Source organism: Aminobacter sp. NyZ550, assembly GCF_025628925.2.
Lineage (GTDB): Bacteria > Pseudomonadota > Alphaproteobacteria > Rhizobiales > Rhizobiaceae > Aminobacter > Aminobacter ciceronei.
Window position 1 is genome coordinate 5,383,037 of the sequence record NZ_CP114190.1, and the last position, 14,505, is coordinate 5,397,541.

Below are 14,505 nucleotides of genomic sequence, written 5' to 3' on the forward strand. Positions count from 1 at the left end.
AGTCCCTTGTGAAGACTGGCTAATTCGACCGACGCCGGATAGTTTTCCGGCATGATCGACAAGCTTGAGTTCTTCATCGCGCTCGCAAGGGAGCAACATTTCGGGCGCGCCGCCGAGGAATGCGGCGTCACCCAGCCGACGCTGTCGGCCGGCATCAAGCAGCTCGAGGACATCCTTGGCGTGATGCTGGTGCAGCGCGGCTCGCGCTTTCAGGGGCTGACGCCCGAGGGACGGCAGGTGCTGGACTGGGCGCGGCGCATCGTCGGCGACACTCGCGCCATGCGCGAGGAGATGCGTGCGGCTCGGCACGGCCTGTCCGGCCGAATCCGCATTGCCGCCATCCCGACAGCCCTCGCCATGGTGCCGAGGCTGACGACGCCGTTCCGCGACAAGCACCCCGGCGTCACCTTCTCGATCCTCTCGCGCACCTCGATCGAGGTTCTGTCGCTGCTCGGCAATTTCGAGATCGACGCGGGAATCACCTATCTCGACAACGAGCCGCTCGGCCGGGTGACCAGCGTGCCGCTCTATGCGGAGCGCTACCAGCTGATCACGGCGGCGGGGAACGAATATTCCGATCGTGACAAGGTGACATGGGAAGAGGTCAGCACGCTGCCGCTGTGCCTGCTCACCCCCGACATGCAGAACCGCCGCATCATCGACCAGCACCTGGCAGATGCCGGCGTTCAGGTGCGGCCGACGCTGGAATCGAACTCGATGATCGTGCTTTTCTCGCACATCAGGACCGGCAAATGGTCGTCGATCATGCCGCTCAACCTCGCGGAAACATTCGGTTTTGCCGAACCGATCCGTGCAATACCGATCGTCGAGCCCGATGCCAGCCACACGGTCGGACTGGTGGTCGCCAAGCGCGATCCGAACACCACGCTGGTGCAGGCGCTGCTTGACGAAGCCATGGCGCTGGCAGGCGATTTCCGCCGCAGGTCCTGACCTACACTACCCCCTGCTTTCGTCCACTCGATAGAAAATTTTTATCATACGACGAAACAGCTTTATTGATTCCGGCCCCTTGGATCGGTTCAATAGACATACTGCGCCAAGGGAACGGCGCGAAGTCAGGGAGGGCGCTGCGTGGTCATGCAGCCAGCAAGTACCGAACTCGCCGAGCGAACCGCTGCGGTGATAAGCGAATTGAAGAACCTCGAGGGTCCGCTGATCCCGATCCTTCATGGTGTCCAGGAAGAGTTTGGCTATGTTCCGCAGGAAACCCTGCCGATCATCGCCGAGGCACTGAACCTGTCGCGTGCCGAAGTGCACGGCGTCTTCACCTTCTATCACGATTTCCGCCACCACCCGGCCGGCCGGCACGTGCTCAAGGTCTGCCAGGCCGAAGCCTGCCAGTCGATGGGCAGCGACGCGATCGCCGCCCAGATCAAGCAGAAGCTCGGCATCGGTTTCCACGAGACGAGCAAGGATGGCGCAGTGACGCTGGAGCCGATCTATTGCCTCGGCCTGTGCGCCTGTGCTCCTGCCGCGATGCTCGACGGCGAAGTGATCGGTCGTCTCGACGCCGGCAAGATCGATGAAATCGCCGAGGAGATCCGCTCATGAGCGTGACGATCTACATTCCCGGCGATTCGGGTTCACTGTCGCTCGGCGCCGAAAAGGTCGCCAAGGCGGTCGAGAAAGAAATTGCTGCACGCGGCATCGACGCCAAGATCGTGCGTAACGGTTCGCGCGGCCTGTACTGGCTCGAGCCGATGGTTGAAGTAAGGACCGAAGCCGGTCGCGTTGCCTACGGCCCGGTCTCTGCCAAGGACGTCGCTTCGCTGTTCGACGCCGGCCTGGCCAATGGCGGCCAGCACAAGCTGTTGCTCGGCGATCCGGAAAAACTGCCATTTGTCGCCAAGCAGACGCGCCTGACCTTCGCCCGCTGCGGCATCACCGACCCGATTTCGCTGGAAGATTACGAAGCTCATGGCGGCCTTGCCGGCCTGCGCAAGGCCGTGTCAATGGCGCCGGCCGACATCGTCAAGCAAGTGACCGAGTCCGGCCTGCGCGGCCGCGGTGGCGCCGGCTTCCCGACCGGCATCAAGTGGAAGACCGTTCTCGATACCGCGGCCGATCAGAAGTACATCGTCTGCAATGCCGACGAAGGCGACTCGGCGACCTTCGCCGACCGCATGATCATGGAAGGCGACCCGTTCGTGCTGATCGAGGGCATGGCGATCGCCGGCCTCGCCACCCACGCCACCAAGGGTTACGTCTACATCCGCTCCGAATATCCTCACGCCATCGCCGTGATGGACAAGGCGGTGAAAGTTGCCCGTCGCGCCGGCGTGCTCGGCAAGAGCGTGCTTGGATCCTCCCAGGGCTTCGACATCGAAATCCGCTCGGGCGCCGGCGCCTATGTCTGCGGCGAGGAAACCTCGCTGCTCAACAGCCTCGAAGGCAAGCGCGGCGTGGTCCGTGCCAAGCCGCCGCTGCCGGCGATCCAGGGCCTGTTCGGCAAGCCGACAGTCATCAACAACGTGATTTCGCTCGCCTCGGTGCCGATCGTGATGGACAAGGGCGCGCAGTATTACAAGGACTTCGGTATGGGCCGCTCGCGCGGCACCATCCCGATCCAGATCGCCGGCAACGTCAAGCATGGCGGCCTGTTCGAAGTTGCCTTCGGCCTGACGCTGGGCGAGATTGTCGACGAGATCGGCGGCGGCACGGCGACCGGTCGTCCGGTCAAGGCGGTGCAGGTCGGCGGCCCGCTCGGCGCCTACTTCCCGCGCGCTCTGTTCGACACGCCATTCGACTATGAGGAGTTCGCCAAACGTGACGGCCTGATCGGCCATGCCGGCATCACCGTGTTCGACGACAGCGCCGACATGCTGAAGCAGGCACGCTTCGCCATGGAATTCTGCGCCATCGAAAGCTGCGGCAAGTGTACGCCCTGCCGCATCGGCTCGACGCGCGGTGTCGAAACGCTCGACAAGCTCAAGCAGAACATCGAGCCGGAAAAGCAGCTCGCGCTGGTGACCGACCTCTGCAACACGATGAAGTTTGGATCCCTTTGCGCTCTCGGCGGTTTTACTCCGTACCCTGTCATGAGCGCCATCCACCATTTCCCCGAAGACTTCCGGCCGGCAGCGGTCGCCCAGGCAGCGGAATAGGAGACGACATCATGGGTCTCATTCACGAAATCGACTTCGGCACCCCTGCCTCCAAGGCCGAAAAGCAAGTCACGCTGACCGTCGACGGCTTCGAGGTCACTGTGCCCGAAGGCACCTCGATCATGCGCGCTTCGATGGAAGCGGGCATCGCCATCCCGAAGCTCTGCGCCACCGACATGGTCGACGCCTTCGGCTCCTGCCGCCTCTGCCTTGTCGAGATCGAAGGCCGCAACGGCACGCCGTCGTCCTGCACGACGCCTGTCATGCCCGGCATGGTCGTGCATACCCAGACCGGCCGCCTCAAGGACATCCGCAAGGGCGTGATGGAGCTCTACATCTCCGATCACCCGCTCGACTGCCTGACCTGTGCCGCCAATGGCGACTGCGAATTGCAGGACATGGCGGGTGCCGTCGGCCTGCGCGACGTGCGCTACGGCTATGACGGCGACAACCATGTTCGCGCCAAGAATGACGGCGTCGCAAACTTCAAGTGGATGGCCAAGGACGAGTCCAACCCGTATTTCACCTACGACCCGTCCAAATGCATCGTCTGCTCGCGCTGCGTGCGGGCCTGCGAAGAGGTGCAGGGCACGTTTGCGCTGACCATCGAAGGCCGCGGCTTCGGCAGCCGTGTCTCGCCCGGCGCGCATGAACTGTTCCTCGACAGCGAGTGCGTTTCCTGCGGCGCCTGCGTGCAGGCCTGCCCGACGGCGACGCTCACGGAAAAGTCTGTGATCGAGATCGGCCAGCCCGAGCACTCGGTCGTCACCACCTGCGCCTATTGCGGTGTCGGCTGCTCGTTCAAGGCAGAGATGCGCGGCGACGAGCTCGTGCGCATGGTGCCGTGGAAGGACGGCAAGGCCAACCGTGGCCACTCCTGCGTCAAGGGCCGCTTCGCTTATGGTTATGCCACGCACAAGGAGCGCATCCTCAACCCGATGATCCGCGACAAGATCACCGATCCGTGGCGTGAAGTGTCGTGGGAAGAGGCGCTGACACACACGGCCAAGGAATTCCGCCGCATCCAGTATCAGTACGGCCGCGGCGCCATCGGCGGCATCACCTCGTCGCGCTGCACCAATGAGGAAACCTTCCTCGTGCAGAAGCTGATCCGCCAGGGCTTTGGCAACAACAACGTCGACACCTGCGCCCGCGTTTGCCACTCGCCGACCGGCTACGGCCTCGGCCAGACCTATGGCACGTCGGCCGGTACACAGGACTTCGACTCGGTCGAGGACACCGATGTCGCGCTGATCATCGGCGCCAACCCTGCCTCGGCCCACCCGGTGTTTGCTTCGCGCCTGAAGAAGCGCCTGCGCGCCGGCGCCAAGCTTATCGTCATCGATCCGCGCCGCACCGAAATGGTGAAGTCGGCCCATATCGAGGCCGAGCATCATCTGGCGCTGAAGCCGGGCACCAACGTCGCCGTGGTTACCGCGATCGCGCATGTCATCGTCACCGAAGGCCTGTTCGACGAGAAGTTCATCCGCGAGCGCTGCGACTGGTCGGAATTCCAGGATTATGCCGAGTTCGTCTCGGATCCGCGCCACAGCCCCGAGGAAGTCGAGAAGCTGTCGGGCGTTCCGGCCGAGACCATCCGCGGTGCGGCCCGCCTCTACGCCACCGGCGGCAACGGCGCGATCTATTACGGCCTCGGCGTCACCGAGCATAGCCAGGGTTCGACGACCGTCATCGGCATCGCCAACCTCGCCATGCTGACCGGCAATATCGGCCGCAGAGGCGTCGGCGTGAACCCGCTGCGCGGCCAGAACAACGTTCAGGGCGCCTGCGATATGGGCTCGTTCCCGCACGAACTGCCGGGCTACCGCCACATCTCGGGCGATGCCGTGCGCGACATCTATGACAGCCTGTGGGGCGTCAAGCTCGACAACGAGCCGGGTCTGCGCATCCCCAACATGCTGGATGCCGCCGTCGACGGCACCTTCAAGGGCATCTACATCCAGGGCGAGGACATCCTGCAGTCGGACCCCGACACCAAGCACGTGTCGGCCGGCCTGGAAGCCATGGAATGCGTCGTCGTGCAGGATCTGTTCCTCAACGAAACCGCCAACTACGCCCACGTGTTCCTGCCCGGTTCGACCTTCCTCGAGAAGGACGGCACCTTCACCAACGCCGAGCGACGCATCAACCGCGTGCGCAAGGTGATGGCACCGAAGAACGGCCTCGCCGACTGGGAAGTGACGCAGCGCCTCGCTCAGGCGATGGGCCTGAACTGGAACTACCAGCACCCGTCCGAGATCATGGACGAGGTGGCCAAGACGACGCCGAGCTTCGCCAACGTCTCCTACGAGTTCCTTGAGAAGATGGGCTCGGTGCAGTGGCCGTGCAACGACAAGGCGCCGGAAGGCACGCCGATCATGCACATCGACGGCTTCGTCCGCGGCAAGGGCAAGTTTATCCGCACCGAATATGTCGCGACCGACGAAAAGACCGGCCCGCGTTTCCCGCTGCTTTTGACCACCGGCAGAATCCTCAGCCAGTACAATGTCGGCGCGCAGACACGGCGCACCGAAAACGTTGCCTGGCACGCCGAGGACCTGCTGGAAATCCATCCGCACGACGCCGAACAGCGCGGCCTGCGCGACGGCGACTGGGTCAGGCTGCAGAGCCGTGCCGGAGAAACGACGCTGCGTGCGACGATTACCGACAAGGTGTCGCCTGGCGTGGTCTACACCACCTTCCACCACCCCGACACGCAGGCCAACGTCATCACCACCGACTTCTCGGACTGGGCAACCAATTGTCCGGAATACAAGGTAACGGCGGTTCAGGTCGGCGCCTCCAACGGTCCGTCGGATTGGCAGAAGGACTACAACGAGCAGGCCCAGCAGAGCCGCCGCATCGCCGGCCATCTGGAAGCGGCGGAGTAGCCTTGCGGTGACCGACCGCCCCGCCATCACCCAGACCAGCCGTCTCGCCCGCCGGGCGAGCGGCACCACGGTCGCCAACCGCATGGTGCCGGAGGAGACGCCGGTGGCGCTGTCCTATGGCGGCACCACCCATGCGGTGATGATGGCGAGCCCGGCCGATTTCGAGGATTTCGCGCTCGGCTTCTCGCTGACCGAAGGCATCATCAGCTCGGTCGAAGAGATCGAGTCCATCGAAGTGCTCGATGTCGAGGCCGGCATCGACATCCAGATCAGGCTCAAGGACAAGGCCAACAAGCGCTTCGAGCAGCGCCGTCGCCGGCTTGCCGGCCCGGTCGGCTGCGGCCTTTGCGGCATCGAGTCGATCGAGGAGGCGATGCGTTCGGTCGACGACGTCCACACATCGTCATCAGGGCTTTCCGCCGACGACATCGTGCAGGCGGTGAAACTGCTGTCCAAGGTACAGCCGCTGCATGCCGAGACGGGCGCGGTGCACGCCGCCGGTTTCTACGTGCCGGGCAAGGGTATCGTTGCGGCGCGCGAGGATGTTGGGCGCCACAACGCGCTCGACAAGCTTGCCGGTGCGCTGAACAAGGCAGGCATCGATGGCGCCTCGGGCGCCGTGGTGGTGACCAGCCGCGTGTCGGTGGAAATGGTGCAGAAGACAGCGGCCATAGGCGCCCCCTTCATCATCGCCGTTTCGGCACCGACGGCATTGGCCATACGCACCGCCGAGCAGGCGGGCATGACGCTTGTTGCGCTGGTGCGCGGCGACGATTTCGACATCTTTACCCACCCTGACCGTATAAATACCGGAGCCACGAAAAATGTCGCATGATGACGGCAGGATGAGCACCAAGGAAAAGCTCGTCTATATGGCGAACCAGATCGCCACCTTCTTCGATTCCAAACCGCATGACGAAGGCGTGGCGGGTGTCGCCGACCACATCAACAAGTTCTGGGATCCCCGCATGCGGCGCCAGTTCTTCGAGATGTTCGACGAAGGCGGCAAGGGCATGAAGCCGCTGGTCATCGAAGCGGCCGCTACCATCCGTCGCCCCAAGCAGGACGCAGCCTGATCGCGTCGGGGGCCGTCGACGCCCCCTCTCCTTCCTGCCGGAAACCTGCTAGTCTTAGCCAGACCTAATGCAATTCGCAGGCGGGATGGCTGTGCCAAGGCCGATCGCTACTCGATATGCGCGCAGCGGTGACGTCCGGATCGCCTATCAGGTGGTTGGCCAGGGTCCGCTCGACCTCGTCTTCGTTCCCGGCTTCATCTCCAATCTCGACCTGCACTGGGAAGACGAAGGCTACAGCCGGCTGCTATCCCGGCTGTCCGCCTTCTCGCGCCTGATCCTGTTCGACAAGCGCGGCACCGGGCTTTCCGACCGCGTCGACGCGAACGCGCTGCCGAGCCTCGAAACGCGCATGGACGATGTGCGTGCGGTGATGGATGCCGCCGGCTCCAACCGCGCGGCGATACTTGGTGCTTCCGAAGGCGCGCCGATGGCGATCCTGTTTGCCGCGACCTATCCCGAACGGACACGTTCGCTGGTGCTTTATGCCGGCTATGCCCAGTTCCACAAATGGGTGATGGACCCGGTACGGTTGCAGCAATTCATCGAGGCGGCCGAGACAGGCTGGGGCACGGGCGCGACGTTGCATAACTTCGCGCCGGGCCGCGTCGACGACGCCCGCTTCGCCGCCTGGTGGGCGCGCTTCGAGCGCCTGTCGGCGAGCCCGACGGCGGCGACGGCACTGGCCCGGATGAACGCCCAAATCGACGTGCGCGGTGCGCTTGCCAGCATCCGGGCGCAGACGCTTTTGATTCACCGCCGCAATGACGCCCGCGTCGACCCGGAGGCCAGCCGCTACCTTGTCCGGAACATTCCCGACGCGCGGCTCTGCGAGATTTCCGGGCGCGACCACCCGATCTGGACCGGCGACGTCAACCGCGTCGCCGACCTGATCGAGGAATTCCTGACAGGCACGCATGCGCCACCTGATACCGACCGGGTGCTGGCGGCGCTTCTGGTGACGCGCGTCTCTGATACGGCGCGGCTCGGCGACAGGATGTGGAGCGAACGCAGCCTGCGCTTTCAGGAAACGTTGCGCCTGCTGGTCGGCCGGCATGGCGGCCGCGTCGTCGACCAGTATGGCGACGTGGCGATTTCGCGTTTCGACGGACCGGCGCGTGCCATCAGATGTGCAGCCGCCCTGCGCGAGGCGGCCCAGGGCATCGGCATCGCCAGTGCCCAGGGCGTGCATGTCGGCGAGATCGACGCCCGCGGGCCACCATCTGGGTTGACGATGCGTGTCGCCGTCAAGATCGCCGAGCATGCCGGGCGCGGCGGCATTCTGGCATCGCGGCTTGTCTCCGAAATCGCAACCGGTTCGGGTCTGTATTTCGTCGACGCAGGCCGTCTGGCGCTCGACGATCTGGAGGCACCGCTGGCCCTGGTCGAGGCGACGTCGGAACAGCATCTCGAACCGGCATGCCGCAGCCGCGCGCCCGCCGCAGCCGAGCCTTCCACCTTGACGGCGCGCGAAAACGAAGTCGTGGCGCTCATCGCCGACGGCAAGAGCAATGCCGCCATCGCGATCGAACTCAGCCTCAGCGAACACACGGTGAAGCGCCATGTCGCCAACATACTGACCAAGCTCGACCTGCCTTCGCGCGCGGCGGCGGCGGCATTCGCGGTGCGGCAGACTGGCCCGGACGGGCCATAGGACCAGTGGCCTTTTCGGGCGAAGCGACATTGCTGCGCCCGGACTAGAGTTTTCCGATGCAGGCAGGCGGAGACAGCGCCTCGAAACTGCGAAGGAGGAAGACATGACCAAGGCAAGTGGAATGCTCACCACACTGGCGATGGCCGCCGGTTTCGCCGTTCTGGCCGCATCGACCGCCGGCGCCGAAGACGCCTCGGCCGAGGCGACCTATAAGGACATCGAAGCCACGCTCGGTTCGGTGCCCAGCTTCTTCAAGGCATTTCCGGAAACCGGCATCGCCGGCGCCTGGGCCGAGTTCAAGGGCATCCAGCTCAATCCCAAGACCGAGCTGAACGGCAAGACCAAGGAACTGCTCGGCCTCGCCGTCGCTGCCCAGATACCGTGCCAGTATTGCGTCTATTTCCACACTGCCGCAGCCAAGGCCAATGGCGCCACTGACGAGGAAATCCGCGAGGCGGTGGCGATGGCCGCCGTCGTCCGCCACTGGTCGACCGTTCTGAACGGCATGCAGGTCGACTACCCGCAGTTCAAGCAGGAGGTCGACACGGCGATGGCCGCCGCCAAGGCGAAGTCGCAATAGCTCGAGGTCGCGCCGGGACCATCACAACAAGAGGCCGCCCGAAAGGCCGGCCGACAGGAGGAAAAGATGCTTGCTACCAAGGAAGCCGTCACCGGTGCCTCGATCAAGAAGGCGATCGAAAGCCGCGACGGGCCGATGCTTTCCAGCTTCTACGCCGACGACGCACTGGTGCGGGTCATCGACCGTAACAATCCACCCAGCAAGCCGCGTGAAATCCGCGGCCGCGCGGCGATCACCACCTTTTGGGACGACATCTGCAGCCGCGCGATGAGCCATCGCGTCGACCTGACAATTGCGCAAGGCGACAACCTCGCCTTCTCGCAGGACTGCGCCTACCCGGACGGCACCAAGGTTTTCTGCGCTGCGATGCTGGAACTCAAGGACGGCAAGATCGCGCGGCAGACAGTCGTGCAGGCCTGGGACGAGTGATCGGATGCGGGCGAATGGTCGCCCGCCAGATGGGAGGAAGCCATGTTCGTCGCACGCTGGAAGATCGATGCCCGCTTCGGGCACAAGCAGAGTGCCATCGATCTGTTGCGCCAATGGGAACGGGAAATCGGTCCGCAGGCCGGGACCGACAAGATGGCCATGCAGATCCTGACCGGATCGATCGGCGCCAAGGAAGCCACAATCGAGGTCAACCACAACGTCGAAAGCCTGGCGCAGATCGAGGAGATGTTCGCCAAGCTGTCCAAGATCGACGCCCATGCCCAATGGGGAAAGAAGCTTGAGCCCTTCGTCGTCTCAGGCTCGTCCTACTGGAACTTCTACCGCGTTATCCAGGGCTGAGGCAGCCCGATCAAAAGCAGTGCCCGGCAGCAGGTTTCCTGGTGCCGGGCAACAACGTCATGGGTGCGTCTCTCCCGAGGGCTGGTCCTTGTCCTGCCCTCGTGCGTTGTGGCGCAGGGCGACGAGAAAGACGATCTCGGCGACGACGACGATGGCGATGATGCGAAAGCCGATCGTCACCGGGTCGTGGTCGCTGTCGCGCATCATATAGCCGCCGATCAGGAACGCGGCGTTCCAGATGAAGGCGCCGGTCATGGTGGCGATCGCGAAAGGCACGAACGCTAGCCTGAGCACGCCTGCTTCGAGTGCGAGATAGGTCCGCGCCACCGGCACCAGTTGGGCGATCAGCGATGCGCGGGCGTTGTTGCGGCGATAAGCCACCGTCAGCCGCTGATAGGTGGCGTGCTTGAGGAAGATGTATTTGCCGAACCGTCGGACCGCTGCATCGGCGCGGTCAGGCCCCAGCCAGTTGCCGCCGGTGTACCAGATCATCGATCCCAGCGTCGAACCGAAGGTCGTCGCAAACATCAGGGCGACCAACGTCTGGATGTCGGGCGCCGCCGTCATGCCGAGGAACAGCAGCAGCACATGCGACGGCGGGACAGGCGAGACCTTCTCGGTGAAGGCAAGACATGCCGCACCGAGCAGACCGAAACCCAGGAAAGATGGAATCATGAAAAGCGCCAGTCGTAACTCTTTGCCGGCTTCATCCTTGTGATCCGATAGACAGCTGCCGGCGGCAGGTTGCGGAAGGTATGGCCAATGCGCGTCACTTCGAGATCGAGCCTGTCGAGAAGCGGCTGATCAATAGGGCACCGGAAGCCGTATGTGAATAGGTACATCGCCCCCTCGGGCCGGAGATTTGCGAAAATGCCTTCGAGGATGGACAGTGTCTGGCGCGGCGGGATCGCCAGGAAGGGCAGGCCGCTGACGGCCGCACCGGCAACCGGGCCGTCATAGATCGGCCGGTAGCGAAGATCGGCCGCATCCATTTCCAGCACCCGTGACTTGGGGAAGCGGCACCTGAGCAAATGGGCGAAATCGCTGTTGAATTCGATCAGCGTCATGTCGCTTTCCCTGACGCCGCGCGCCAGCATGGCGCGGGTGAACGGGCCGGTGCCGGCGCCGAGTTCGAGGACAGGCCCGGTCTCGGGACCGAGCTCCTGGGTCATCAGCGTGGCCAGGCTGGAGCTGGACGGCGTTATCGAGGCGACCTTGAGTGGCGCCGTGGCCCATGCCATGAGAAAGGATAAAGTGTCATTTGCGGCCATTGCGAACCTCTTTCGAAATCGTCTGCCGGCGAATCGGTCGCCTGCCTTTAGCTGGAGCTGTTTGAGGCCGCTGGATTACACATGCATTGCGACAGAGCCTGAGAACCGGGCATTTCGACGGCTGCATTCGATCGTGGCCTCTATTGCGCAATGCTTCTGCAATGTTGAGGGAATAGCCGGGGCGGCACCGAGGGGCCCTTCGAGGACTGAAATGCGCATACTGCTTGTGGAAGACGAGCCAGAACTGGCTTCGGCTTTGAAAACGGCGTTGCGGCGATACGACATGGTGGTGGATCACGCCGCATCGCTGCTGGAGGCCGGCGACTTTGCCGCCAGCGAGAACTACGACGCGATCCTGCTCGACCGGCAGTTGCCCGACGGCGACGGCCTGACGCTGGTGCCGAAGATCCGCGCCCGCGGCAACGCGACGCCGGTGCTGGTGCTGACGGCACGCAGCGACACCTCCGACAAGGTCGACGGGCTCGACATGGGCGCCGACGACTATCTGGCCAAGCCCTTCGCCTTCGAGGAGCTGCTGGCGCGGTTGCGCGCGCTGTTGCGCCGGCCGGCCAATGTGCAGACGCAGGTCATCCGTGCCGGCGACCTGTCCTTCGATCTGGGCCATCGCGAGGTCATGGTCCGCGGCGAGCCGCTGACGCTGCCGCGCCGTGAGCTGCTGGTGCTGGAAGCGCTGTTGCGTCGGACGGGCCGCATGGTGCAGCGTTCGTCGCTGATGGAAGCGGTGTTCGGCCTCGACGACGAGATCCAATCCAATGCGCTCGACACCCATGTGTCGCGGCTTCGGCGCAAGCTGGCCGAGGCCGACGGCAAGGTCGAGATCAACGGCGTGCGTGGCGTCGGCTACCTGCTGCGCGAGATTTCATGACCATTCAGAAGATCATCCGCCTGCTGGGGCGCTTCTTCCGCCCGATCTCGCTGAAGTGGCGGCTGGTGTGGCGCCTGGTGGTGCTCCAGGTGATCCTGCTGACGCTGATGATCTTCATCCTGCTCGGCGGACTGACCATCGCCGGCGTCATTCCCGACAATTACGAAGGGCGCGCCATCGACGTCATCCGCAACACCATCACCAAGGATGGCAGCGGCAACCTGATGCTCAAGCAGGGCCCCCTGCTGACGGAATTGCGCAAGGAAGTTCCCAATCTCTGGTTCATAGCCAAAGATGAGCACGGGCATGAGCTGTCCGAAGGGACGGTCCCCCCGGAATTCAAGCACATCACCGAAGCGCTCGACTACATCGGCGATGCGCGCTTCGTTGCCGAGCCTGGCGGCAGCCGGACAACCGCCACCGTGCAATGGGCGGAAGACACCGCCGCAGGCAAGGTACAGATCTTCACCGGCGCCCAGGGCGAGTTCCACATTATGGCGCTGGTGTCGGTTACGCCGGAGCTGTTCCTCGAAATCATCCTGCCGGTCGGCGGGGTGATGGCGGTGGCAACGCTGCTGGTGATCCCTCTGGTGGTGCGCAGTGCCTTCCGAGGGCTCCGGCAAGCGGCCGCGCTGGCGCAAAAAATCGACATCGACGAACGCGGGGTGCGACTGCCGGTGGAGCGCATCCCGTCGGAAATCGCGCCGCTGGTCCGGGCCGTCAACGGAGCACTAGACCGTCTCGACAAGGGTTATGAGCGGCACAAACGCTTCCTGATCGACGCCGCGCACGAATTGCGCACGCCGGTCGCCATCCTCAACACCCGCATCACCTCGCTGCCGGCGACACCCGAACGGGCGCGGCTGCTGCAGGACACGGCGCGGCTGTCGACGTTGACGGACCAGCTTCTCGACATCCAGCGGCTCGGCCGGCAGACGCAGCAATTCACCCGCTTCGACCTGGTGGCGGTGGCCCGTGGGGTCGTCGTCGACCTGGCGCCGATGGCCTTTGCCGCCGGCTACGAGATGTCGTTCGAACCGGCACGCGGCGAGCTGTTTGCCAATGGCGACCGCACCGCCGTCGAGCGCGCCATCACCAATCTCGTCCAGAATGCCATCGAGCACGGCGGCAATGCCGGCAGGATCACCATCGGCGTCAACAGCCCGGCCACGATCGAGGTTTCGGACGAGGGCGACGGCGTGCCGGCGGCGGAACGGGAGAAGATCTTCGAGCCGTTCTATCGCCTGCGCCCGCGCGGCCATGGCGCCGGCCTCGGACTTAACCTCGTACACGAGATCATGCAGATCCATGGCGGCCGCATCGAGCTCGCCGGCAGCGACAGGAAAGGCGCCTGCTTCAGGCTGGTCTTCGCGCAGGCCTGAGGTCTGGTTCAACGCCCCGCGATGGTGAGCTGAGCCCCGGCGTCGGCCAGGGCTTGGGCAAGGTCGTCGGATGGCTGCTTGTCGGTGACGAGCTCGGTAAAGCCGTGGAAGCCGCATACCTGGACCAGGCCCTTGCGGCCGAACTTGCTGTGGTCGGTGACGACAACCGAACGCTGGCCGCGCGCCAGCACGACGCGGGCGAATTCGGCCTCCTCGAGATTGTAGTCCATGACGCCGTTTTCGGCATCGACAGCACCGGCCGAGATCACCGCATGGGTGACGGCGAAGCGGCTGACGAACTCGATCGCCGAGATGCCGAAGGCCGCACCACTGTCGCTGCGCAACTCGCCGCCGGCCATGTAGACCTTGTTGCCGTTCACCGTGGCGAGCGTACGGGCGATGTCGGAGGAGTTGGTCACCACCGTCAGGCGGCGATGGCCGAGCAGTTCGCGGGCGAGATAGCTGGTGGTGGTGCCGGTATCGAGCATGACCGACTCGCCGTCATGGATGGTGGTGGCGACAGTCCTGGCGATGGCACGCTTGGCGTCGGCATTGTCGCGCATGCGCCGCTCGAAAGGCGCTTCGCCGACGACCGAAGGAAGGCCGATGGCGCCGTGCATCTTGAGGATCGAGCCACCGTCGGCGAGCGGCTTGACGTCGCGGCGCACGGTTTCCAGCGAGACGCCAAGCTTGTCGGCGAGGTCTGCGATGGTGATCGTACCCTCATCCTCGAGCAGGCGCAGGATTTCGCTGTGGCGCTTGGAGTGATTCATCTTGCAGACCTGTTAGGAGACGTACAATGGCTTGACTTGTTTCGTGGTATGATGGCCGTTCCTTGACCAAAATTCCACATT

The 14,505-nt window shown here is 64.2% G+C and carries 15 protein-coding genes; 12 read left to right on the top strand and 3 right to left on the bottom strand.

The window, feature by feature from the left end:
- Window positions 1-51: 51 nt before the first annotated feature.
- The 10 genes from N7E70_RS26725 to N7E70_RS26770 all read left to right on the top strand — a co-directional run bounded on the left by N7E70_RS26725 (window position 52) and on the right by N7E70_RS26770 (window position 10,112).
- Window positions 52-951: a LysR family transcriptional regulator gene (locus N7E70_RS26725; protein WP_067965550.1), complete on the top strand. Its 900-nt coding sequence runs from the start codon at window positions 52-54 to the stop codon at window positions 949-951.
- Window positions 952-1,092: 141 nt separating this feature from the next.
- Window positions 1,093-1,572, top strand: a complete 480-nt coding sequence (locus N7E70_RS26730) for a formate dehydrogenase subunit gamma (protein ID WP_263008105.1) — start codon at window positions 1,093-1,095, stop codon at window positions 1,570-1,572.
- The gene (locus N7E70_RS26735; protein ID WP_263008106.1) at window positions 1,569-3,125 is read left to right on the top strand and encodes a formate dehydrogenase beta subunit; all 1,557 of its coding nucleotides are present in this window, start codon (window positions 1,569-1,571) and stop codon (window positions 3,123-3,125) included. The genes N7E70_RS26730 and N7E70_RS26735 overlap by 4 nt, the downstream gene beginning before the upstream one ends.
- Window positions 3,126-3,136: 11 nt before the next feature.
- A complete protein-coding gene (gene fdhF, locus N7E70_RS26740; protein WP_263008107.1) occupies window positions 3,137-6,016 on the top strand; it encodes a formate dehydrogenase subunit alpha in 2,880 nt (959 codons plus the stop codon).
- A 7-nt stretch (window positions 6,017-6,023) separates the two neighbouring features.
- On the top strand, window positions 6,024-6,851 hold the full coding sequence (gene fdhD / locus N7E70_RS26745) for a formate dehydrogenase accessory sulfurtransferase FdhD (protein ID WP_263008108.1): 828 nt from the start codon (window positions 6,024-6,026) through the stop codon (window positions 6,849-6,851).
- Entirely contained in the window at window positions 6,841-7,092 is a 252-nt protein-coding gene (locus N7E70_RS26750) for a formate dehydrogenase subunit delta (protein ID WP_263008109.1), read from the top strand. Before fdhD ends, N7E70_RS26750 begins: the two co-directional genes overlap by 11 nt.
- Before the next feature lie 85 nt (window positions 7,093-7,177).
- Entirely contained in the window at window positions 7,178-8,743 is a 1,566-nt protein-coding gene (locus tag N7E70_RS26755; RefSeq protein WP_263008110.1) for an alpha/beta fold hydrolase, read from the top strand.
- Window positions 8,744-8,846: 103 nt separating this feature from the next.
- Complete coding sequence (locus N7E70_RS26760; RefSeq protein ID WP_263008111.1) at window positions 8,847-9,323, top strand: carboxymuconolactone decarboxylase family protein; 477 nt, start codon at window positions 8,847-8,849, stop codon at window positions 9,321-9,323.
- A gap of 66 nt (window positions 9,324-9,389) precedes the next feature.
- Window positions 9,390-9,752 carry a nuclear transport factor 2 family protein gene (locus N7E70_RS26765; RefSeq protein ID WP_067965564.1) on the top strand — a complete coding sequence of 121 codons (363 nt, stop codon included), beginning with the start codon at window positions 9,390-9,392 and terminating at the stop codon, window positions 9,750-9,752.
- 42 nt (window positions 9,753-9,794) lie between these two features.
- Window positions 9,795-10,112 (top strand): hypothetical protein, encoded by a 318-nt coding sequence (locus N7E70_RS26770; RefSeq protein ID WP_067965566.1) that lies wholly within the window; start codon window positions 9,795-9,797, stop codon window positions 10,110-10,112.
- 57 nt (window positions 10,113-10,169) lie between these two features.
- Here N7E70_RS26770 and N7E70_RS26775 read toward each other — a convergent pair whose 3' ends face one another.
- Both N7E70_RS26775 and N7E70_RS26780 read right to left on the bottom strand, forming a co-directional pair.
- Window positions 10,170-10,787, bottom strand: a complete 618-nt coding sequence (locus tag N7E70_RS26775; RefSeq protein WP_263008112.1) for a DedA family protein — start codon at window positions 10,785-10,787, stop codon at window positions 10,170-10,172.
- Complete coding sequence (locus N7E70_RS26780) at window positions 10,784-11,383, bottom strand: class I SAM-dependent methyltransferase (RefSeq protein ID WP_263008113.1); 600 nt, start codon at window positions 11,381-11,383, stop codon at window positions 10,784-10,786. The genes N7E70_RS26775 and N7E70_RS26780 overlap by 4 nt, the downstream gene beginning before the upstream one ends.
- Window positions 11,384-11,594: 211 nt before the next feature.
- Here N7E70_RS26780 and N7E70_RS26785 point away from each other — a divergent pair, with 211 nt between their 5' ends.
- Together N7E70_RS26785 and N7E70_RS26790 are read left to right on the top strand one after the other, a co-directional pair.
- Complete coding sequence (locus N7E70_RS26785) at window positions 11,595-12,269, top strand: response regulator transcription factor (protein ID WP_067965571.1); 675 nt, start codon at window positions 11,595-11,597, stop codon at window positions 12,267-12,269.
- A complete protein-coding gene (locus tag N7E70_RS26790) occupies window positions 12,266-13,651 on the top strand; it encodes a sensor histidine kinase (protein ID WP_269441430.1) in 1,386 nt (461 codons plus the stop codon). Before N7E70_RS26785 ends, N7E70_RS26790 begins: the two co-directional genes overlap by 4 nt.
- A gap of 8 nt (window positions 13,652-13,659) precedes the next feature.
- On the opposite strand, the gene N7E70_RS26795 is transcribed toward N7E70_RS26790, so the two are convergent.
- A complete protein-coding gene (locus N7E70_RS26795; RefSeq protein WP_192318537.1) occupies window positions 13,660-14,424 on the bottom strand; it encodes a DeoR/GlpR family DNA-binding transcription regulator in 765 nt (254 codons plus the stop codon).
- Between the last annotated feature and the right edge of the window lie 81 nt (window positions 14,425-14,505).

Coding starts and splice junctions, on each gene's coding strand:
- N7E70_RS26725 (WP_067965550.1), top strand. CDS start 52: ATGATCGACAAGCTTGAGTTCTTCATCGCGCTCGCAAGGGAGCAACAT.
- N7E70_RS26735 (WP_263008106.1), top strand. CDS start 1,569: ATGAGCGTGACGATCTACATTCCCGGCGATTCGGGTTCACTGTCGCTC.
- fdhF (WP_263008107.1), top strand. CDS start 3,137: ATGGGTCTCATTCACGAAATCGACTTCGGCACCCCTGCCTCCAAGGCC.
- N7E70_RS26750 (WP_263008109.1), top strand. CDS start 6,841: ATGTCGCATGATGACGGCAGGATGAGCACCAAGGAAAAGCTCGTCTAT.
- N7E70_RS26755 (WP_263008110.1), top strand. CDS start 7,178: ATGGCTGTGCCAAGGCCGATCGCTACTCGATATGCGCGCAGCGGTGAC.
- N7E70_RS26760 (WP_263008111.1), top strand. CDS start 8,847: ATGACCAAGGCAAGTGGAATGCTCACCACACTGGCGATGGCCGCCGGT.
- N7E70_RS26765 (WP_067965564.1), top strand. CDS start 9,390: ATGCTTGCTACCAAGGAAGCCGTCACCGGTGCCTCGATCAAGAAGGCG.
- N7E70_RS26770 (WP_067965566.1), top strand. CDS start 9,795: ATGTTCGTCGCACGCTGGAAGATCGATGCCCGCTTCGGGCACAAGCAG.
- N7E70_RS26775 (WP_263008112.1), bottom strand. CDS start 10,787: ATGATTCCATCTTTCCTGGGTTTCGGTCTGCTCGGTGCGGCATGTCTT.
- N7E70_RS26780 (WP_263008113.1), bottom strand. CDS start 11,383: ATGGCCGCAAATGACACTTTATCCTTTCTCATGGCATGGGCCACGGCG.
- N7E70_RS26785 (WP_067965571.1), top strand. CDS start 11,595: ATGCGCATACTGCTTGTGGAAGACGAGCCAGAACTGGCTTCGGCTTTG.
- N7E70_RS26790 (WP_269441430.1), top strand. CDS start 12,266: ATGACCATTCAGAAGATCATCCGCCTGCTGGGGCGCTTCTTCCGCCCG.
- N7E70_RS26795 (WP_192318537.1), bottom strand. CDS start 14,424: ATGAATCACTCCAAGCGCCACAGCGAAATCCTGCGCCTGCTCGAGGAT.